At 70.5% G+C, this 20,697-nt stretch carries 15 protein-coding genes; 4 read left to right on the top strand and 11 right to left on the bottom strand.

Features of this window, described 5'->3' with window-relative positions:
* Positions 1-105 precede the first annotated feature (105 nt).
* Positions 106-2,700, bottom strand: coding sequence for a glycoside hydrolase family 78 protein (locus WYM_RS10330; protein ID WP_019180759.1), 2,595 nt, complete (start codon positions 2,698-2,700; stop codon positions 106-108).
* Between the two features lie 125 nt (positions 2,701-2,825).
* On the opposite strand from WYM_RS10330, the gene WYM_RS10335 reads away from it, so the two are divergent.
* Genes WYM_RS10335 through WYM_RS10350 form a run of 4 tightly spaced genes read left to right on the top strand, consistent with a single transcriptional unit; the run spans position 2,826 to position 8,335 of the window.
* Entirely contained in the window at positions 2,826-3,656 is an 831-nt protein-coding gene (locus WYM_RS10335; RefSeq protein ID WP_019180760.1) for an NAD-dependent epimerase/dehydratase family protein, read from the top strand.
* Between the two features lie 2 nt (positions 3,657-3,658).
* Complete coding sequence (locus tag WYM_RS21740; protein ID WP_019180761.1) at positions 3,659-4,672, top strand: LacI family DNA-binding transcriptional regulator; 1,014 nt, start codon at positions 3,659-3,661, stop codon at positions 4,670-4,672.
* 28 nt (positions 4,673-4,700) lie between these two features.
* A complete protein-coding gene (locus WYM_RS19905) occupies positions 4,701-6,203 on the top strand; it encodes a DUF4038 domain-containing protein (protein ID WP_019180762.1) in 1,503 nt (500 codons plus the stop codon).
* Positions 6,200-8,335 (top strand): beta-galactosidase, encoded by a 2,136-nt coding sequence (locus tag WYM_RS10350; RefSeq protein ID WP_019180763.1) that lies wholly within the window; start codon positions 6,200-6,202, stop codon positions 8,333-8,335. Before WYM_RS19905 ends, WYM_RS10350 begins: the two co-directional genes overlap by 4 nt.
* 98 nt (positions 8,336-8,433) lie before the next feature.
* Here the strand turns inward: WYM_RS10350 and WYM_RS10355 are convergent, their stop codons facing one another.
* The 10 genes from WYM_RS10355 to WYM_RS10400 all read right to left on the bottom strand — a co-directional run bounded on the left by WYM_RS10355 (position 8,434) and on the right by WYM_RS10400 (position 20,583).
* Positions 8,434-10,161 (bottom strand): hypothetical protein, encoded by a 1,728-nt coding sequence (locus tag WYM_RS10355; protein WP_019180764.1) that lies wholly within the window; start codon positions 10,159-10,161, stop codon positions 8,434-8,436.
* Between the two features lie 126 nt (positions 10,162-10,287).
* Positions 10,288-11,040 (bottom strand): SDR family NAD(P)-dependent oxidoreductase, encoded by a 753-nt coding sequence (locus tag WYM_RS10360; RefSeq protein WP_019180765.1) that lies wholly within the window; start codon positions 11,038-11,040, stop codon positions 10,288-10,290.
* An 11-nt stretch (positions 11,041-11,051) separates the two neighbouring features.
* Entirely contained in the window at positions 11,052-11,945 is an 894-nt protein-coding gene (locus tag WYM_RS10365) for a phosphogluconate dehydrogenase C-terminal domain-containing protein (protein WP_019180766.1), read from the bottom strand.
* Complete coding sequence (locus WYM_RS10370; protein ID WP_019180767.1) at positions 11,942-12,751, bottom strand: sugar phosphate isomerase/epimerase family protein; 810 nt, start codon at positions 12,749-12,751, stop codon at positions 11,942-11,944. The genes WYM_RS10365 and WYM_RS10370 overlap by 4 nt, the downstream gene beginning before the upstream one ends.
* Positions 12,748-13,731, bottom strand: a complete 984-nt coding sequence (locus tag WYM_RS19910; RefSeq protein WP_337479741.1) for a triose-phosphate isomerase family protein — start codon at positions 13,729-13,731, stop codon at positions 12,748-12,750. Before WYM_RS19910 ends, WYM_RS10370 begins: the two co-directional genes overlap by 4 nt.
* Before the next feature lie 47 nt (positions 13,732-13,778).
* Positions 13,779-14,264, bottom strand: a complete 486-nt coding sequence (locus WYM_RS10380) for a ribose-5-phosphate isomerase (protein WP_019180769.1) — start codon at positions 14,262-14,264, stop codon at positions 13,779-13,781.
* Complete coding sequence (locus WYM_RS10385) at positions 14,257-15,999, bottom strand: dihydroxyacetone kinase family protein (protein ID WP_019180770.1); 1,743 nt, start codon at positions 15,997-15,999, stop codon at positions 14,257-14,259. Before WYM_RS10385 ends, WYM_RS10380 begins: the two co-directional genes overlap by 8 nt.
* Positions 15,996-17,426 (bottom strand): MFS transporter, encoded by a 1,431-nt coding sequence (locus tag WYM_RS10390; RefSeq protein WP_019180771.1) that lies wholly within the window; start codon positions 17,424-17,426, stop codon positions 15,996-15,998. Before WYM_RS10390 ends, WYM_RS10385 begins: the two co-directional genes overlap by 4 nt.
* A 95-nt stretch (positions 17,427-17,521) precedes the next feature.
* Entirely contained in the window at positions 17,522-19,198 is a 1,677-nt protein-coding gene (locus WYM_RS10395; protein ID WP_019180772.1) for a hypothetical protein, read from the bottom strand.
* Positions 19,199-19,281: 83 nt separating this feature from the next.
* Complete coding sequence (locus tag WYM_RS10400) at positions 19,282-20,583, bottom strand: ABC transporter substrate-binding protein (protein WP_026059723.1); 1,302 nt, start codon at positions 20,581-20,583, stop codon at positions 19,282-19,284.
* Positions 20,584-20,697: the final 114 nt, after the last annotated feature.

Below are 20,697 nucleotides of genomic sequence, written 5' to 3' on the forward strand. Positions count from 1 at the left end.
CGCATCGGTGTCAGGTCTGCTTCGTGCTCGGCCACCATGCCGAGCACATTGAATGAAGTTGCCCGCGCACCTGCCCTATCCCCGCCGCCTGCCGATCCGTCGCCTTCAGCGCACGAGCGCGACGGTACGGGAATGGATGCCGGGGCCCACGGCCTCCTGGTCGGCTCCGACGAAGTCCAGCACGGCCTCGGTCCCCACCGGCACCGTGACCTCGACGCGCAGCGAGTCGTCCTCGATGCGCCACGCGATCGCGGCCTCGCCGTACGGCGTCAGGTGGCGCGCCGAGGCCGACGTGAGGCCCCCGCCTGGGCGCGGCGCGAAGCGGATGCGGCGGTAACCGGGAGCCTCGGGGCTGAGGCCGGCGATGACGCGGTGCATCCAGTCGGCGACCGCACCGAGCGCGTAATGGTTGAACGACGTCATGGTGCCGGGGTTGACCGTGCCGTCGGGCATGAGCGAGTCCCAGCGCTCCCACACCGTGGTCGCGCCCTGCTCCACCTGGTAGAGCCACGACGGGCACTCGCGCTCGAGCAGCAGGTCGTATGCGGTGTCGATGTGCCCGCCGGCGCTCAGGGCGTCGGAGACCAGCGGCGTTCCCACGAACCCGGTCGCGATGCGGTTGCCCGCGTCGCGCACGAGCTGCGCGAGGCGGGAGGCGGCGGCATCCTGTCTCTGCGGATCGGTGATGAGATCGAACCGCAGGCCGAGCGCGTACGCGGTCTGGGCGTCGCTGGTCATGGTGCCGTCGTCGTTCACGTACTCGGCGGCGAAGGCGGCGACCACCTCGTCGGCGAGGGCGTCGTAGTGCTCCCGCTCGTCTTCGAGGCCGAGCACCTCGGCCATGCGGGCGACGGTGCGCGTCGACTTCGCGAAGTACGCGGTGGCGACCAGGTAGCGGTCGGTGAGGGCGTCGGCGGGATCCTGCGGAGGAGCCGCGGGGTCGAGCCAGTCGCCGAGCTGGAATCCGGTGTTCCACAGGCGCGAGGGGCCGGCGAGACGCGCAAGCAGATCGACCCAGCTGCGGGCGCTGTCGAACTGCGCCCGCAGCACGGCCGTGTCTCCGAAGCGCTCGTAGAGCGTCCACGGCAGCAGGGTCGCGACGTCGCCCCAGGCCGCGCCCGCACGCATCGGCGTCCACATCCTGTCGGCGGGGATCACGGGCACGTACCAAGGCACGGTGCCGTCGGGCAGCTGTTCGATCGCGAGGTCGCGCAGCCAGCCCGAGAGCATGCCCGACACGTCGTACAGCGTCGAGGCGGTCGGGCCGAATACCTGGATGTCACCGGTCCAGCCGATGCGCTCGTCGCGCTGCGGGCAGTCGGTGGGGATGTCGACGAAGTTGCCGCGCATGCCCCACCGGACGTTCTCGTGCAGGCGGTTCAGCGCGGGGTCGGAGGACTCGAACCACCCGGTGCGCTCGAGGTCGGTGTGGTAGACCCGGGCGACGAGGGCGCCGTCGGCGGCATCCGCGTCGAGGTCGCCCGGCCATCCCGACACCTCGACGTAGCGGAAGCCGTGGAAGGTGAAGCGCGGCTCCCACTCCTCGATTCCGCGGCCCGCCAGCGTGTAGTTGTCGGCCGAGCGCGCGTTGCGCAGCGGGCGCGTGTAGATCTCGCCGTCCTGCATCACCTCGGCGGTGCGCAGCGTCACGGTGGCGCCCGCCGGTCCGCTCACGCGGATGCGCACGCGGCCGACGAGATTCTGCCCGAAGTCCAGAATGCGCGAGCCGCTCGGCCCCGTCAGCACCTCGACCGGCTGCAGCTCCTCGGTGCACCGCACCGGGGGAGCCGTCGGCGCGACGAGCGTGGCGGGGTCGCGGTGACGCTCCTGCACGCCCTCCCATCCGGCGTCGTCGAAGCCGGACTCCGACCAGCCTGACTGCTCTTCGCGCGCGTCGTAGTCCTCGCCGTCGTAGATGCCGCTGTGCAGGATGGGACTCGCCGCCGAGGTCCACGAGTGGTCGGTGGCGATCGTCTCGCGCGATCCGTCGGCGTAGGTGAGCTCGAGTTGGCCGAGGAAGGACTGGTCGGTGCCGTACAGGTTGCGGAATCCGCCGCGCCAGCCCAGCCGTCCGCGGTACCAGCCGTCGCCGAGCCACGCGCCGATCGCATTGGCGCCCGGCTTCACCAGCCCGGTGACGTCATAGGTGTAGTAGCGAAGGCGCTGGCCGTAGACGGTCCAGCCCGGTGAGAGGGTGTCGTCACCGACGCGCTCGCCGTTCAGCTCGGCCTCGTACAGGCCATGCGCGGTGGCGTACAGTCGCGCCCGGACGAGTCCGTCTCGCGCCCCGAACTCGCGTCGCACGATCGATGGGCGCCGCTCATCGGAGAGGGCGTTCTCGTTGCGGATCGACCCGACCGGCCGCGCGACCCAGTCCGACGGCTCGAGCAGTCCGGCCTCGAGCGTGGTGGGGGCGGATGCCTCGGACCAGTCTCCGTCGGAACCCCGGACCGCGACCCGCACCGTGACGATGTCTCTCGACTGCAGCGGCTCGCCCGGCCAGTCGACCAGCACCTGGTCGGCGCCGTCGACCTCGTGCGATGTCGTCGCGCCCTCGAGCTCGAGATCGACGCGGTAGCCAGCCTGACGCCAGTCCGACGGCGCGGAGGAGATCGTCCACGAGAGCCGCGGCATCCGCTCGCCGATCCCGAGGGGTTCGCGGTGGTGCTCGATGCGGGGCGCGTCGACGATGACGGTCATCCGGGTGGTCTCCTTGCCGGTGGTACTGCGAAAACGTTGCGAGAAGGAAGTGTGACATCGAATTCGAAACGTTTCAAGTACGCTGGTCGCACGCAGCCGCGACGAAAGCGGCGAAGGAGGATTCGATGACGATCGGTGTGACTGGCAGCGGCGGAAAGCTCGGCCGTGCGACGGTGGAGCGCCTGCGGGCCGACGGGCACGACGTGATCGGCTTCGACCTCGCGGGAACTCCCGGTAAGGGCTTCACCCGCGTCGACCTGACCGACTTCGGGCAGACGCTCGACGCCTTCCTCTCGGTGACAGCCCGTCACGACGGACTCGACGCCCTGGTGCACCTCGCCGCCATTCCGGTCAACGGATTGGTTCCGGATGCCGCGACCTTCCACAACAACATGACGGTGTCGTTCAACGCACTGTTCGCCGCGCACCGCGCGGGGGTGCGCACCATCGTGCTCGCCTCGAGCATCACCGCGATGGGCTTCCCGTTCGACGAAGCCCCGCCCTCGCTGCCGGTCGACGAGACCTACACGAGCGCCAACAACACCTATGGCCTCGGCAAGGTGGCCGAGGAGGCGATCGCGGCGCAGCTGGTCCGCTGGCACGCCGGCACCTCGATCACGGCGCTGCGCTTCACCAACGTCGTCGGCGAGGACGAGTACACGACCTTCGAGCGGGCGACCGACCCGCAGTACCGACGCGACCTCGTCGGCTCGTGGATCGACGCACGCGACGGAGCCGAGGCGGTCGCGCTGGCGCTCGCAGCCGCCGGGCCGGGTTTCGAGGTCTACAACGTCGCGGCCCCCGAGTCCGGGCTGGCCGCGCCCTCGCGCGAGGTGGCTGCCCGGTGGTTCCCGGGAACGCCGGTCGCCGACGACCTCGGCGAGTTCGAGTCGCTGATGTCGACGCGCAAGATCCGGGAGCGGCTCGGTTTCACCGCCCAGCACGACTGGCGCTGATCGTGGCGAGGCCGGGGATCCGACAGGTCGCCGAGCGCGCAGGAGTCGCGGTCGGGACGGTCTCGGCGTTCCTCAATCACCCCGACCGCGTCTCGGCCCAGCGTGCAGACCGCATCGCCGCGGCGATCATCGAGCTCGGCTTCGTGCCGAACACGGCGGGCCGGCAGCTCCGCCTCGGCGTAAGCAGCGTCATCGGCTACCTGTCGCCCGACGTCAGCAATCCGCACGTCGCCGAGATCGCGCGAGAGGTCGAGTCGCGCGCACAGAGCCTCGGCATGACGGTGTTCCTCGCCCACACGCACGGTGACCGGTCACGGGAGGACGCCTACCTCGAGGCCTTCGAGCAGCGTCAGGTGCGTGGCCTGCTCGTGTCGTCGTTCGAGCCGGTCGAAGACCGGCTGGCCGCGCTTCGTGAACGCGGAACGCCCTCGGTGCTCGTCGGGCGCCGCGCGTGTCGCGATGAGCAGCCGTCGGTGTCGATCGACGATGTCTCGGGCGGTCGCCAGGCTGCCGAGCATCTGAGGGCGAACGGATGCCGCCGCCTGGCTTTCGTCGGCGGTCCGCTGCCCGTGCAGCAGGTCGCCGACCGGCTCGCGGGCGCTCGCGCCGTCACGACGTCGCTCGAGGTGATCGAGGTCGCGGACCGGTCGATCGCGGCCGGGCGCGAAGTAGGGGCTGCGATCGTCGCACGCGTTGTCGAGGAACGGCCTGACGGCATCTTCGCCGCGAACGACGTCCTCGCGCTCGGCATCCTGCAGGCGCTGGTCGCCGGCGGCGTCTCGGTGCCGTCCGACATCGCCCTCGTCGGGTACGACGACAACGAGTTCGCCGAGGCATCCCTCATCCCGCTGACAAGCGTGCGCGCGCGCCACGAGGACTTCGGCGCGACGGCCGTCGATCTGCTCTTCGAGGCGATCGAGAAGGGCGCCACGGGCGAACCGCAGCGGGTGTACGCGCCCGAGCTGATCGTGCGCGAGAGCTCGCTCCGCGCCCGTCACGGAAACCCACAACCCTGAATCGCAGACTGAATCAAAGGAGACACCTGTGCCGCACGATCTCTACCGGCCTCTCGAGTTGAGCTTCGAAGGATCGGCAGTGATACCCGCCGACCGGACGCCGTTCACGCTGCGCGCCCGGCACGAGGCGTCCGGCGTGGAGCGATCGATCCCCGGGTTCTGGGACGGCGGCTCGACTTATCGCGCACGCTTCGCCCCCGACCTGGTCGGCGGCTGGGCGTGGCTCACCGAGAGCGATGACGCCGCGCTCTCGGGTGCGTCCGGCTCGTTCGACGTGGTCTCCGGCGACGATCACGGACCGGTGCGCGTGGCGCATCGCTTCCACTTCGCGCACGCCGATGGCACGCCGTTCCGACCGCTCGGAGCGACGGCCTACAACTGGCTGCACCAGGGCGAGCCGCTGTTCTCGTCGACGGTCGACACCATCGCCGAGGCGGGGTTAAACAAGTTCCGCTTCATGGTCTTTCCTCAGGGCGGCGGGTACATCGAGCATGTGCCCGAGCTCATGCCGTTCGAGAAGACCGACGGGCGCTGGGACGTCTCGAGGCCCGTTCCCGAGTTCTTCCGGCGCCTCGACCGCGCGGTCGAGATGCTGGGGGAGCGCGGGATCCAGGCCGACGTCCTGCTGTACAACGCCTACGACCGCGGCCAGTTCGGCCTCAACGAGCTCACCGAGGACGAGGACGCCGTCTACCTGCGGTACGTCGTCGCTCGCCTCGCCGCCTACCCGCACGTCTGGTGGTCGCTGTGCAACGAGTTCGACCAGCTGGAGCGGCCCGACGAGCGATGGGATCGCACGGGGGCGCTCCTTGAGCAGATCGACCCGTACGACCACCTGCGCTCGATCCACAACTGGATCGAGCTCTACGACAACAACAAGCCGTGGGTGACGCACGCCTCGATCCAGAACGGCTCGGCGACCACCGACTTCGGCCGCGCCAACCTGTACCGCGACGTCTACCGCAAGCCGGTCGTCCTCGACGAGATCAAGTACGAAGGCGACATCCCCGACCGCTGGGGCCACCTCGACGCCGAAGAACTCGTCCACCAGTTCTGGATCACCACGGTCGCCGGCTGCTACGCGTCGCACGGCGAGAGCTTCGTCACCGAGACCGGAAGCCTGCACATGGTCGAGGGGGGTCCGCTCCGCGGGGAGTCGCCGGCGCGCCTGGCGTTCCTCCGCGGCATCCTCGAAGACGTCGACGGTCCGGGTCTCGATCCGATCGACAAGTGGGATGACCCGGCCTACGTGGCCGGCGTGCCGCGACAGGTCTACGTGCAGTATCTGGGGCGCTCGGCGCCCGAATCGTGGGAGTTCCGCCTGCCGATCGGCTTCCCCGGAGAGCGGCCCGAGCAGGGCGACGTGTTCGACGTCGATGTGATCGACACCTGGAACATGACGATCACGCCCGCCGGCCGCTTCACGCTCGATGACGTGCGGCGCAACGAGGCGTTCGCCCGCGCGTCGGAGCCCGTCTCGCTGCCCGCGGGCGAGGCGCTGGCCGTGCGGATCACCCGCGTCGAGGCGTGACCGTGTCAGAGGCCGCGGGCGAGGCATCCGTCGACCGTCTTCGCGCGTGGCGCGGCGGTCCGCGCCTGGGAACGGCGTACTACAACGAGTACCTGCCGGATCCGTCGCGCCTCGAGACCGACCTGCGACTGATGTCGGAGGCCGGGATCACGTGCATCCGCGTCGGTGAATCGGTCTGGTCCACCTGGGAGCCGCGCGACGGCGAGTTCGATCTCGAGTGGCTGACGCCGGTGCTCGACGGCGCCCACGCGCACGGCATCGACGTCATCCTCGGAACGCCGACCTACGCGGTGCCGCCATGGCTGGCAGCGAAGCACCCCGAGGTCGCCGTCGCGCGCAAGGACGGGAGCACCGTGCCGTGGGGCGGGCGGCAGGAGGTCGACTACACCTCCGGCACGTTCCTCCGCTACGCCGAGCGCGTCATCCGTGCCGTCCTCGGCCGGCACGGCCGCCACCCCGCGATCGTGGGGGTGCAGCTCGACAACGAGGCGGGCCTGCACCTGATCCACAACGAGCACGTTGTCGCACGGTTCCGCCGCTGGGTAGCCGGGCGATACGGCGACGTCGACACCCTCAATCGCGAGTGGGGGCTGACGTACTGGTCGCATCGCATCGCCGACTGGGACGAGCTGTGGGCACCGGCGGGCAATACGACTCCGGCCTACGACCTGGCGTGGCGACGGTTCCAGGCCGAGCTCACCGCCGAGTTCATCGGCTGGCAGGCCGGGATCGCGCGGGAGCTCGTCGAGCCCGACACGTTCCTCACGACGTGCATCGCCTATCAGCGGCCCGCGATGGACGACGTCGCCATCGGCGCCGCGCTCGACATCGCGAGCGGCAACGCCTACTACCTCGCGCAGGAGTCCCTCGACCTCGATCGCACCGGCGCCGGCGGGCAGTGGTACGCCGACGACGTGCCGCAGCTGATCCTCTCGGTCGACCGGATGCGCGGCACGCAGCAGGCGCCGTTCCTCGTGACCGAGACCGGAGCCGCCTCGATCGGGCCGGCGTGGCTGACCCGTCCGCCGTACGACGGGCAGCTGGCCCAGGCCGCGTGGCTGATGGTCGCGCGCGGCGCGCGGCTGGTGTCGTACTGGCACTGGCACACGCTGCATTCCGGCGCCGAGGTGCACTGGGGCGGCATCCTCGGCCACGACCTCGCGCCCGGCCGCATCCATGGCGAGATCGCCGGCATCGGGCGCCAGTTCGCCGCCGCGGCGGAGTGGCTGGCTGATGCGGAACCCGACGCCGACGTCGCGCTGGTCCACGCGCACGACAGCGAGTGGATGATGCAGTTCGAACCGCCGCTCAGCGCCGGGGGCGACGCTCCCGATCGAGCTTCGTACGGCCGCATCGTCGGCGCGTTCGGGCGGGCCGCGGTGGACGCAGGACGGCAGATCGCCCATGTCAACGAGCGCCAGCTGCCATCGGCAGCCGACCTCGCGCGGCGATACCCCGTGGTGATCGTGGCCGGCCTGGTCGCGGCATCCGATCGCACGCTCGACGTGCTCGCGGAGTACGCCCGTCTGGGTGGACGCCTCATCGTCGGGCCCCGCACCGGCTACGGCGACGAGGAAGGGCGCATGCGCGCGTCGACGGCCCCGGCGGTCCTCGGCCCGGCAGCCGGTGTCCGCTATCGCGAGTTCGCGGCGCTCGCCGAGCCGGTCGCGGTAGAAACAGCATCGGGGGCTTCATCGGGAGAGCCCGCTGCGGCATCCGGGCACGCCCACGGCTGGATGGACGCTCTCGAGGCCGACGGCGCCGAGGTGCTGCTGCGCTTCCGGCACCCGCACTACGGCCGCTGGGCCGCCGTGACCCGACGCGCGGCGGGCGAGGGTGCGATCACCGTGGTCGGCACGCTCCTGGACCGTTCGCTGCTTGCGGCTGTCATGACGGATGCCGCGGGCCCCGCATCGATCGTCAGCCCGCTGGCCGCGCGCCCGAGCACCGTGACCGCTCACTCGCTCGTCGGCGGACGCGGTCGCGTGTGGGTGGTGCACAACTGGTCGGGTTCACCGTGCACGGTCCGGCTGCGCCGTGCCGTGGCATCCGTGGTCGACGACACCGCTCATGGGGAGGATGCCGACGTGGAGCTCGCCCCCTGGGACGTCCGGATCTGGTCCGAGGCCTGACGCTCACGAGCCTGGAGACCGGGTAGTTCCCGGCTTTCCGGGCTCGCGGGCCTCTCGGATCGGGCGAACGCGGGGAAGCCCGGTTCGGGATCCGGTGGCTAGAGACGGACGAAGGCGCCGGCAGCCACGGTCATCACGTGGCGGCCGCCGTCGGCGACCTCGACCTCGACCCGGCGCTCGTGGCGGTCGAGGTTGGCGACGAGGACGATGTCGCCGGCGTCGCCGCGGGCTCCGACGGCCCACACCAGTCCGTCAGGCGACGAACCGCGCAGCGCGGACGCCCCCGAGAGGCCCGCGAGTGCGGTGACCGCCTCGGCGACGGGGCGCGGTGAGCCGTCCGAGGCGCGGATGCCTCGGTCGCCCCACTCCTCGAAGTACGCCAGCGTCGCGACGCCGGGAACGGCCAGGGCCGCGGCGCTCGCCACCGTCCACGCCGCGGCTTCAGGCGCGGCCAGGCGCGCGTCGCCGGCGTCGATCAGCGCCGAGCCGTAGCCCGCCCTGAGGTCGTCGTGCGGCGGCATCGGGGGCGGCACGGTGGCCACGTCGTTGAAGTGCGGACGCAGCGAGATCGGGCCGATGTGCACCGGCAGGCCGTCGGCGATCTCGACCGCCTGGGTCGCGACCAGCCGCTGCATCGGCAGAGACTCAACGAGCTGCGCCGTGCTGAGGCTGTGGAAGAGCGGCGTCGCGCTGAACACCACGCCGTCGAGGTCGTCCGGCAGGCGGTGGTGCTCGCGATTGAGCTCGGTGAAGTGCGAGCGCGCTCCTCCGACGACGTCGGCGGTGACCCCGGCATCGGCGAGCGCCTCGCGCAGCAGGTCGACGGCTGCGGCATCCGACACGTGCCGGGACGGCCCGGTCGGCCAGAACGCCGTCACGCGAACCAGCGGCAAGCCCGCCAGCGCACGTGCGTCGTCGGTGATGCGGGTGTGGTCGTCGTCGGCGAGCACGAATCGCACATCGAGGGGAAGACCGGCGGATGCCGCGCGCTCGAGCGCCGCTCGCCAGTTGCGAGTCGCGAGATCGAGCTCGACGATGACCGCCGAGCCGTGCGCGGCGACGCCGGGCGCGGGGTCCGGTGCCGAAGCGGCCGAGACCGCGATCGCGGGGAACGGCGTGCCCGGCTCGAGCACGATGCGCACGACGTCGTCATCGGCCGGGGCCGGGGCGGACCCTGCGACGGTGATCGCGATGGTCTGGACGACCCGCTCACCCGCGGCGAGCCGATAGGGGAACGGGAGGGAGAGCGGACGGCTGTAGGTCTTGTACGACGCATCCGTCCAGTTGCGCTGGTCCTCCATCTCGAACACGTCGCCCTCGAAACGGAGGTCGACGGCCAGGCCGGCGTCGTTCCACGCAAGACCCGCGATGTCGATCGCGGGTTGGTGCGGGCTGATTCCGGCAGGAAAGCGGGTCTGCTCGACGTCGCCGCCGGGGTGCTGGATGCGCAAGGCCTCGCCGGCGAGCCCCGGGGGGTGCAGCACGACGAGTCCGGTGCGGTTGGTCGAGAAGTCCGCGCCCGATTCGAGGTCGGTGAGCACCACGAGGCGGTCCGGCCGTCGCACCTCAGCGCGGACGATCCCGCGCAGGTCGGCGCCGAGCTCTTCGCAGCGGACATGCAGGGTGACGGCGAGGTCGCTCGTGTCGACACGGTCGACGAGCAGCGGCGGCGTGTCCCAGTTGTGGTCGCGGACGACCGCCCGCGCCGAGCGCAGCACGACGTGGCCCTCATACGAGATGTCGGCGAACTCGTCGTCGCGCACCTCGATCGACCACGCCCCGCTCCGCCACTCGCGGACGCTTCCGCCCCACCACTGGTCGCTCACTCTTCGATCCTGTCCTCTCCTGGTCGGCCCCGCACGTTCACCTGCCCTGTGTCCACGCTTTTCGGCCTTCAGCCGCACGCCCAGGGCACGTGAACGAGGTGGGGCACCGCGCGGCGCGCGCCGGGCTCAGATCGTCATGCCGCCGTCGACGGCGAACAGGGCGCCGGTGGCGAAGGCCGCGTCGTCCGACGCGAGGAACACCATGATGCCCTCGACGTCCTGCGGCGTCCCGGCCCGGCCCATCGGAATCCGCCCGACGATGGCGGCGCGCGCCTCCGGGTCGGACGTGATCGTCGTCACCAGCGACGTCTCGGTATAGCCGGGGACCACGGTGTTGATCCGGATGCCTCGGCCGGCATATGCCGCCGCGACCGTCCGCGCGAGCCCGTGGATGCCGGCCTTCGACGCGCTGTAGGCCGTGAAATCCTTGCCCTCGCCGTTCAGGCCGGTCGGCGACCCCGTCAGGATGATCGAGCCGCCGCCGCGCGGCAGCATCGAGCGGATCGCGTGCTTGACGGTCAGGAACGTGCCGGTCAGGTTGACGTCGATCGTCCGCCGCCACACCTCGAGGTCGAGGTCGGCTGCCGGGGCGTCGTGCCCGAACAGCTGCACACCCGCGTTCGCCACGACGACGTCCGGCGCCCATCCGGCACCATCCAGCTCGGTGAAGGCGGCATCGACCGAAGGCTCGTCCGAGATGTCCATCGCCGATGCTCGGGCCGACTCCCCGAGCGCCTCGGCCGTCGAAGCGGCGGCGGCGGCCTCCCGGTCCGCGATCACGACGCGTGCGCCTTCACGGACGAAGCGCTCGGCGACGGCGCGGCCGATGCCGGTGCCGGCGCCCGTGACGAGCGCGGTCTTGCCTTCGAGTCGCGACATGCCGGCCCCTCTCAACCCTCGTGGTGACCGCGGTCGATCGCGGGGAGGTGCAGCATGCGCGCCAGGTTCTTGTCGAGCTCGTCGTCGCGGAAGATCTTCTTCCAGTCGTCCTTGATGATGCTCTCGCGGCCGTAGTCCATCGCGATGAGGCAGGCGTCGCTGAACGGGTTGTCACCGCGCAGGCCGTTGGCCAGCGCCACCTGGGTGTGGCCGTACAGGATGCTGCGGGCCGCCGCCTCGGGCACGCCCATGGTGTTCACCGTCTCCTGGAGCGCCTCGTTCAGCAGGGCGCCGATCATGCACGCGACCGTCTCGACGAGGGTCGGCTCGAGCTGGGCGAGCTGCTTGATGGTGACCCAGTGCACGTCGATCACGGGGGCGTAGATGGCGCGCACGGTCGCCTCGACGATCGCCTGCTTGGCGGGGTCGTCGGACTCGACCGCGGCGATCGCGTCCTGCGGGGCGGCGATGCCGCCGAACGTGTCCGCCCACTCCTCGGGCGTCTGCCGCTGCAGGAAGATCGACGGGTGGCAGGGGTGAGCGACGGCCTGGATGACGTCCTCGCGGGTGGTGAGCAGGCCGGCGTACGCGGCGGCCGGGTCGAGCGTCAGCACGATCGCGCCCGGCTGCAGCTGGGGGACGAGCTCGGCCGTGACCGACTGGAGTGCCAGGTCGGGCACGGCCAGCACGACGATCTCGGCGTCCGCGACGGCGGCCGCGGCATCCGTCAGCTCACGGCCGGCGTCGATCGTGCGCTGCTGACCGGCGGGCGAGTTCTCGACGTAAGCGACCTGGTGATCGGTCTTGACGAGGTTGTTCGAGACGCGCATGCCCATCTTGCCGCCCGCTCCGATGACGGCGATCTTGTAGGTCTGCGTGCTGGTTTCGTTGGCCGTGGTGCTCATGCGATGCTCCTCAGATATTCGACGGTGATGCGGGTCCATTCCCGCTCGGTTCGGATGGTGGTCTCGGGGTCTCCCTGCCACGAGAGCCAGTGCTCGACGATCTCGTTGACCTCCCGCCGGTCGCCCGCGGTCTGTCGCGGGCGGACCGTGTCGAGCAGGTGCGGGTAGTCATGCAGGCCGGCCCCCATCGGCGCGCCGCCGTAGGTGAATCCCACCCAGCCGGCCTGGCGCGCGAAGGCGAAGTCCTTGACGTGGATGTTCTTCACGTGTGGTGCGGTCGCCTCGACGCAGTCCCGCGGGCGCTCGAGTCGGGCGACGACGTTCGCCGGGTCGAGGCACACGCCGAGCCGCTCGCTGCCGATGCGCTCGATCAGGCCGACCAGCTCCTCGGTCGCGATCTGCTCGTACGTCTCGAGGGCGAGGTCGACTCCGGATGCCTCGAACCGCGGCAGCGCGGCGCGGAGCCATTCGTCGGCCTGAGCCAGGGTGGGCCGGGTCTCGGGGGAGTAGAGCATGCTCCGCACCAGGCGCGCGCCGAAGACCTCGGCGAGCTTGAGGAACCGGGCCAGCCGGTCGGGCTCGATGCCCTTGGTGCCCAACTCGATCGTGAGGCCGAGGTCGCGCGCGGCGGCAGCGGCGTCCGCGATCTCTGCCGCCGTCATCGCCTCGAGCGGCGCGTAGTCGCAGATCTGGAACAGGTCCACGCCGAGGGCCTTGGTGGCCTCGAACGCGCCGACGAGCGAGAGCGGCTCCAGCACCTGGTCGGAGTGCTGCCAGAAGAAGGCGTACGTTCCCAGCCCGATCATCGCGACTCGCCCTCCGGTCCCTGGGCCCGTCCCGATCCCTCGGCTTGTCCCGGTCCCTGAGCTTGTCCGGGTCCCTGAACTCGTCCCGGTTTCTCGGCTTGTCCCGGTCCCTGAGCTTGTCCCGGTCCCTGAGCTTGTCGAAGGGGCTCGGCCCCCGAAGGGCGCGCGCCGCTCAGCGCGGACGCCTCGTCGAGGACGGCGAGGAGGGCCTCGGGGTCGTGGGCGAAACGGCCGAGGAACAGGCCGTCGACGTCGTCGCCGAGCTCGGTGAGCAGCCCGGGTCCGGCCGAGCCGCCGTAGATGACGCTGCTGCCGGCGCGACCGGGGAGGGCGTCGAGGGCGGTGCGCAGCGCGCGGGTCACCGTGGTGATGTGCGCCACCGGAGCGGGGTGCGGTGCGCCGATCGCCCACACCGGTTCATACGCGACGACGACCGGGCCGGCGGGAGCGTCTTCGAGGTCGGCGTGCAGCTGCGCGACGGTCGCCGCAGCCGCGTCGTCGGCCGACAGGCGGTCGGCTTCGCCCACGCACAGCACGGGCACGATGCCGGCATCCAGTGCGGCGGCGACCTTCGCGGCGACGACTTCGTCGGTCTCGCCGAACAGACGCCGCCGTTCGGCGTGGCCGACCTCGGCATACGTCACGCCGATCTCTGCGAGCTCGGCCGCGGTGATCTCGCCGGTGAAGGCGCCGGGTGGAAAGGCCGAGACGTCCTGAGCCCCGACGCGCACCGGAGTGCCGGCGAACGCCGCGAGCGCCGCGGGAATCTGCAGGTACGTCGGGATCACGAAGAGCCGCACGTCGCCCGCGGTCACCGCGAAGTGCCCGGCGGCGCGCTGCGCGACCTCGGCGAACCAGGCTGCAGCCTGCTCATGCCCGAAGTACGTCTTCAGGCTCACTCCCACGACGACCGGTGCTCGCCCGGTGTCCGCGGCAGCCCCGAACTCCGCAGAATCGCGCGCAACTCGCAGATTCTGCACGGAATCCTGCGAGTTCGGCTCATTCCTGCGAAGTTCGTGGCCGGGCATCAGCAGCTGCCGGTGGTCTCGTACTCGTCGATCACGGCGACCTTGTCGGCGGATGCGGACGACGTGTCGAACCGGTAGGTCAGCCATTCGCGCACGAGACGGCGGGCGAGCTCGATGCCGACGACGCGCTGACCCATCGTGAGCACCTGCGCGTTGTTCGACAGCACGCCGCGCTCGACCGAGAACGAGTCGTGCGCCGTGACGGCACGGACGCCGGCGACCTTGTTGGCCGCGATCGCGACGCCCAGGCCCGTGCCGCAGATGAGGAGGGCCCGGTCGGCGTCACCGGCGGCGACGCGCTCGGCCGCCTCGATCGCGACCTTCGGGTAGGGCGTGTTACCGTCGGCATCCACCCCGACGTCGATCACTTCGATGACGCCGGGGTTGCTCTCGAGGTCCTTCTTCAGGATCTCCTTGTAGTCGAAGCCGGCGTCGTCGGCGCCGATCACGAGGCGCAGCGGCTCGGGCGTGGCGATATCAGACATTCGCGTTCTCCTTCTCGGCCGTGAGCAGCGCGCCCACGGCAGTGGCGATGAGGGCGAGCGAGTGCGCGCCCGGGTCGGGGGTGCCCACGCTGTTCTGCCCGTGGGTGCGAGCGCGTCCCATGCGGGGGAGCAGATCCGCGGTGGCCGCGGCGGCGCGGGTCGCGGCATCCGCTGCCGTCCGCCACGCCGACGCGAGGTCGGCGCCGCCGTCCAGCGCGTGGGCGAGGGTCGAGCTGAACGGCACGAGCGCGTCGACCATGGTCTTGTCTCCGACCTCGGCCTTGCCGTACGACATCACGCCCTGCGCGCCGCCCACGATCCCCGCGGCAACGGCGGTGGGCTCGGGGCGCCCTTCGTCTCCGAGCTTGTCCGCGAGCGCGTTCAGGATGACGCCCCACAGGGCTCCGGAGGTGCCGCCGGCCTTGTCGGACCAGGCGTCGGCCGCACGCGTCAGGGTGGTGGCGGCCCCGGCGCCGGCGTCGACCGCGGCGCGAGCGGCGGCCAGTGCCGCGTGCGAACCGCGCTGCATTCCGATGCCGTGGTCGCCGTCTCCGGCGATCGCGTCGATGCGGCCGAGCTCATCGACGTGGGCGTCGACGGTGTCGACGATGGTCGTCACGGCCGCGAGGACCGTGGTGGCGACGGCACGGGATGCCTCGTCCGCAGGCGGAACAGCCTCGAGGGCCGCATCGGCCAGCGCCGAGGCATCCGCTCGCTCCGCCGCCGTGACCGACCCGCGCCGGTAGGCGGGGGTGTCGACGGGCGTCTCCCACAGGGCCGCCAGCTCGGCGTCCGGCCAGAACAGCGTGAGCGAGGTGCCCGCCATGTCGAAGCTCGTGCAGTACTCGCCCACGTGGGGGCCGACGATCTCGACGCCGGCGGCGGTGAGCAGCTCGGCGATGCGCCGGTAGACGACGAACATCTCCTCGTACTTCAGTGAGCCGAGGCCGTTGAGGACGGGGACGACGCGGGCCCCCCTGGCCGCGTCGATCCCATCGGGCAGCTCGCCCAGCAGCCGCTCGACGAGCAGCTCGGCCAGACCGTCCGCCGTCGGGATGGCGGTCTCGTCGATTCCCGGTTCGCCGTGGATGCCGAGACCTACCGCCATCCGGCCCTCGGGCACCGAGAACAGGGGTGCCTCGGCGCCGGGAAGCGTGCATCCGGTGAACGCGACACCGAACGAACGGGTCCGCTCGTTCGCCAGTCGCGCGACCCGGGCGACCTCGCTCAGGTCGTACCCCGCCTCGGCCGCAGCGGCGGCGATGCGGAACACGGTGAGGTCGCCGGCGATGCCGCGGCGCTTGTGCTTCTCCTCGGTGGTCGCGCTCACCACATCATCGGTGACGGTCACGGTCTCGCACGCGATGCCCTCGGCGCGCAGCCGCTCCTGTGCCGCGTCGAAGTTCAGCACGTCGCCGGCGTAGTTGCCGTAGCTGAGGAACACGCCGCCGCCGTTGTCTGCGGCCTTGGCCACTGCGTACACCTGCTGAGCCGACGGTGACGCGAACAGGTTCCCCATCGCCGCGCCATGCGCCAGGCCCTGGCCGACCAGACCGCCGAAGGCGGGGTAGTGGCCCGATCCGCCGCCCACGACGACCGCGACCTGGCCTGCGGGCGAGACCGTCGACCGCACCACGCCGCCAGTGACGCGCCGCACGTACCGCTCGTTCGCCGCGACGAACCCGGCGATCATCTCGTCGGCGAAGTCGGCGGGCTCGTTCCACAGTCGCGTCATCGGGAGTCCTTCGCGGTGGCCGCGCTGTCGGGAGTCGGCGTGATCGGCGCGGCGCTGTTCTCGACAGCGCTGTCATCAACGGGCGCGTCCTCGACCGTCACCGCGTTGATGCGGTTGCTGCGGGCGAGCAGCACCATCAGCACGGCCGACACGAGCATGAAGAAGCCGACGATGAACATCGGCACCTCGTAGCCGCCGGTCAGGTCGCGCACGGCGCCGGTGACGAAGGGGGCCGAGAAGCCGGCGAGGTTGCCGATCGTGTTGATGAGTGCGACGCCCGCGGCGGCCGCGGCTCCGGTGAGGAAGCGCGTGGGGAGCGTCCAGAAGTTCGGCAGCGCCGCGAAGATCGCGCACGCCGTCACGGTGATGATCGCGATCGTCGCGGCGGGGGAGCCCGCGAACAGCGCCAGGGGGATGCTGACGGCACCGGCGATGGCGGGAACGGCGATGTGCCAGGTCTTGAGGCCGCGCTTCGAGGCATCCCGCGACCAGAAATACATGACGATCGCGGCCGGCAGGTACGGGATGGCCGTGATGAGGCCCTTCTGCAGGACGTCGAAGGTCTGTCCGGTCTGCTCCTGGAAGCCCTCGATGATCGTCGGCAGGAAGAACGCCAGCGCGTACAGGCCGTAGATGAAGCCGAAGTAGATGAACGACAGCACCCACACGCGCCCGCTCTTGAAGGCGTACTTCGCCGAGACGTGCGTCTCTTTCTTCTGCGTCGCCGCACGCTCCTTGTCGAGGGCGTCGGTGAGCCACACCTGCTCGTCGCGGGTCAGCCACTTCGCGTCGGCCGGCTTGTCCTTCAGGTAGAACCAGGCGATGATGCCGACGATGATCGCCGGGATGGCGACGCCGAAGAACATGAAGCGCCATCCCTCGAGGCCGAAGAAGACCTGGTCCTGCTGGATGAGCCAGCCGGCAAGCGGAGCGCCGATGACCGTGGTGAGCGGCTGGGCGAGGTAGAAGAGCATGAGCACGCGGCCGCGGTACTGCGCCGGCACCCACAGGCTCAGGAACAGAATGGCGCCGGGGAAGAAGCCGGCCTCGGCCACGCCGAGCAGGAATCGCAGCACGACCAGCTGCTCGAAGTTCTGCACCCACGTGAACAGCAGCGCGACGACGCCCCAGCTGACCATGATGCGTGCGAGCCAGCGCCGGGCGCCGAACTTGTGCAGCGCCAGGTTCGAGGGAACCTCGAGCAGGATGTAGCCGATGAAGAAGACGCCCGACGCGAAGCCGAACTGAGCCGCGCTGAGCGCGAGGTCCTCGTTCATGCCGTTGGGAGCGGCGAAGCCGATCGCCGTGCGGTCGAGGTAGTTGATGAAGAACATCAGCGCCACGAACGGCACGAGGCGCATCGACACCTTGCGGATGGCCGATTTCGCCACGGCCGGTGCGTCGGCGGTGGTCTTGGTCTGGTCCACGGTGACTCCTGCTCATCGACGGTGATCGAGTGTATTCGTCGACTATTGTGGCAAACCGGTTGACCAAATGCAAGAACCGGTTGACCAATCTTTGCTCACCGGATGCCGCGTCCTCCCGTCACCGCGAGGGCTGAGGCGTCCGCGATCTCGAACTCGAGCGTCTCGCCCGTCGGGCTCGCGGCCTCGATCCGCAACTCGATGTCGCCGAACCGCTGCGTCCATCGGTCGGCGGACCCGAGGTGAGGGGCGACCGCTTCGTGCAGATCGGCATCCCCGAGATCGTCGAACACGATCCAGCGGCCGTCGCCGACGACCTCGGTGCGGGACCACTCCGATCCGGCGAGCCAGGAGGCGATCGCGACGGTGGCGCCGGCATCGGCCTGTGCACGAAGCGTCCCACGCGTCGCCTGCGGCAGGCGGCTGCCGACCACCAGCACGAGCCCGGCGCCCGCCAGCCGCCTCGCGTCGACGTGCTCGTCGAACGCGAGCACGTTGCGCAGCGGCTGAAACAGTCCATGCATCTCGGTGGGCTCGGGCGCGGGCGACTCGAGTGGGAACTGCGGGCAGGGGATGTCGTTCAGCTGATGCCTCGGAAAGTCATATCCGGGGATGTGCAGGCAGCTGCCGTCCGCGGGGATGCGTCCGTGGCTGAGGAGGTGCCAGGCCTCGAAGACGCTGCGCGAGGTCTCGGGCGCGGTCGCCCGGCGGTTGCCGAAGGGGCGCTGGCCGCGACCGAAGTCGCTGTCGTCGGCGTGGACGAGCGCGATGTCGGGGCGCGCGTCGCGGTGGCTCCATCGCAGCGGATGGGCGGGCACGAACTCGCGCACGAACTCCCGCCACATCTCGCCGTGAGCCGTACGGCGGAACTCGCCCTCTCCGAGATGCCGGACGAGCACGTCGATGTTCTCCACGAACAGTCGGTCGGGTGCGAAGAGGTAGGCGAGCCGCAGTGCCGACGCGAACTCGCCGGGCGAGTGCCCCGGGAAGCCGGGCGCGCGGGTGAGCCACGGACCGATGTCGGGTCCCCACAGATCGGCGCAGATCCAGAACTCACGGCCGTACTGCAGCGAGGCCCCGAGAGCGGCCGCGAGCTGCAGCGGCTGGAACGACTCCTTCATCACCTTCGGGCACGGCGTCATGCCGGCGCGCGCGAGGGTGTGGAACATCACGGGGAACACCTGCTCGGAGAGCACCGGAACCCCTGACGCAGTGCTGCCGGCGGCGCTCTCGACGTCGGAGACGATTCCGCGGACGGTGGCGTCGATGACCGCGACGGCGGTCTCGGCGGCCATCCCGTCGGTCTGCCCGAAGTGGGGGAGGTGGGCATCCTTGCGGTACTGGTCCGCGTGGATCTGGAGGTGCTCGGGCTCGTCGTAGAGAACGCCGGCGAGGCGGCCCGCCTCGGCGGCCGCGCGAATCACCGCGCTCGGAACGTCGTACCTGTTCGTTCCGGCGACGTGCGGTCCGTTGATGTTGCCGTACTCGTTGCCGAGAACGACGTCGATGCCGGCGGCGGTGAGGTCGCGCAGCATCTCTGCGGGGTCGTCCTCGGTCGGCACGACATGGTGCACGTAGAAATCCGCCCCGAGGTCGCTCAGCTCGGCGACGAACTGCGACGGAGAGGCGGGCGGATCCTGCGACGGGATCGGCACGCCGGTTCCCGTGCGCATGATCGCGTCGGAGGCGTCTCCGGCCCACGGGTCCGTGAAGGCGACCACCGGGCCCTGGATGCCGAAGCTCGGGCGCGATGGCGGTGGGGGATCGTTGTGCACGACGACCTTTCGGATTCGGGGGCTGCGGATTGCGGAACGGGTCCGGGGCCGAGGCGATTCTCGCCCCGGCCCCGGATGGGTCATCACTGATTCAGAACGACGTCCATCTCGGAGAAGAACTGGTCGACGGCCTGATCCACGGTCAGCGTGCCGAAGTTGAGCTCTTCGCCCAGCTGGCGGAACTTCTCGTGCAGCGAGCCGTAGCCGACGATCGGCACCGGCGGCGCGTCGCCGAGGCGGTCGGCGATGGATGCCTCGTACTCGGCGATCTGCTGGCTCACCTCGTCGAGCTCGGCGGCATCGCGAGCGGTCTTCGACGCCGGCAGCCCACGGTTGGTGCCGAAGATCTCGCCCGACTCGGGACTGTTGACCAGGAAGTCGATCAGCGTTGCCGCTGCGGCGGGGTGCTCGGAGTTAGCGGCGATCGAGTACATCTGCGACGCCTTGAGGTAGAGGTCCTTGCCTCCGTCGACGGAGAGCGGCGGCGCCAGCAGCTCGATCTCGTACCCCTCGCCCAGGTTGCCGAGGAAGCCCGAGCCGGAGTTGTCCCACGTCGTGTCGCTCGCGCCGATCGCACTGTCGAACGCCGTCAGCGGCTGGATCTCGGCGACGCGCTGCTGCGGCACGACGGCGCCCTCTTCACGCGCGGCCGCGGCGGACTCCCAGAACTCGGCGAGGCGCTCCTCGTCGAAGCCGGGCTCGCCCTCGTCGTCGAACAGCTGCGAGCCCTCGGCGCGCAGCTGCAGCTCGAAGTTGGTGAACCGCGTGGTCGGGTCTACGCCGCCCCACGCCTCGACGCCGGCCTCGGCCGCCGCCGCGCTCACGTCGGCCATCCACTCGTAGTACTCGTCCCACGTGCCCTCGGTGAACGGCTCCACGCCGATCTCGTCGAGGACGGTGGTGTTGAGGAACATGCCCCACGAGTTCGTCGAGAGGGGGACCGCGGTGGTGACGCCGTCCACGGCGCCGGCGCCCAGCACCTGCTCCTCGATGCCGTCGGTCTGGATCGTCGTGCCGAGGTAGGGCTCGAGGTCGAGGAGGGATCCGCTCTGCGAGTACTGCCGCAGGTAGGCGAGGTCCATCGTGACGACGTCGGGCAGACCCTTTCCGGCCGCCTCGATCTGGCGCTTCTCCCAGTAGTCGATGGGGGAGAGGAAGAGCACCTCGACGTCGATGTTCGAGTGCTCCTCCTCGAAGGCGGCGATGGCCTCGTTGTAGAGCTCGGCGCGCACGTCGTTGCCCCAGAACGAGAACGAGATCGACACCTCTTCATCGGGATCGAGCGTCGCCTCGGTGGTGGGCTCGCCCGAAGAGCACCCGGCCAGAGCGATGGCCGCGATCGCGACTCCTGCAGAGACCGCGGCGGCCCGTCTGTTCAACCTCATCGTGGAAATTCCCCTCGTCCTCGAGATCAGGAAGCGTTTTCTCACGTCGCCGTGAGAAAGGCGACTCCAGGTCGCCGAGACCCAGTTTGACAAACCGGTTGACCGAATGCAATC

The sequence above is a fragment of the Microbacterium yannicii PS01 genome, from assembly GCF_000304335.1.
Taxonomy (GTDB): Bacteria; Actinomycetota; Actinomycetes; order Actinomycetales; family Microbacteriaceae; genus Microbacterium; species Microbacterium yannicii_A.

Bases quoted from the DNA above. Each gene is read 5' to 3' on its own strand.
- WYM_RS10330 (WP_019180759.1), bottom strand. From the start codon at position 2,700: ATGACCGTCATCGTCGACGCGCCCCGCATCGAGCACCACCGCGAACCC.
- WYM_RS10335 (WP_019180760.1), top strand. From the start codon at position 2,826: ATGACGATCGGTGTGACTGGCAGCGGCGGAAAGCTCGGCCGTGCGACG.
- WYM_RS10360 (WP_019180765.1), bottom strand. From the start codon at position 11,040: ATGTCGCGACTCGAAGGCAAGACCGCGCTCGTCACGGGCGCCGGCACC.
- WYM_RS10365 (WP_019180766.1), bottom strand. From the start codon at position 11,945: ATGAGCACCACGGCCAACGAAACCAGCACGCAGACCTACAAGATCGCC.
- WYM_RS10370 (WP_019180767.1), bottom strand. From the start codon at position 12,751: ATGATCGGGCTGGGAACGTACGCCTTCTTCTGGCAGCACTCCGACCAG.
- WYM_RS10380 (WP_019180769.1), bottom strand. From the start codon at position 14,264: ATGTCTGATATCGCCACGCCCGAGCCGCTGCGCCTCGTGATCGGCGCC.
- WYM_RS10385 (WP_019180770.1), bottom strand. From the start codon at position 15,999: ATGACGCGACTGTGGAACGAGCCCGCCGACTTCGCCGACGAGATGATC.
- WYM_RS10400 (WP_026059723.1), bottom strand. From the start codon at position 20,583: ATGAGGTTGAACAGACGGGCCGCCGCGGTCTCTGCAGGAGTCGCGATC.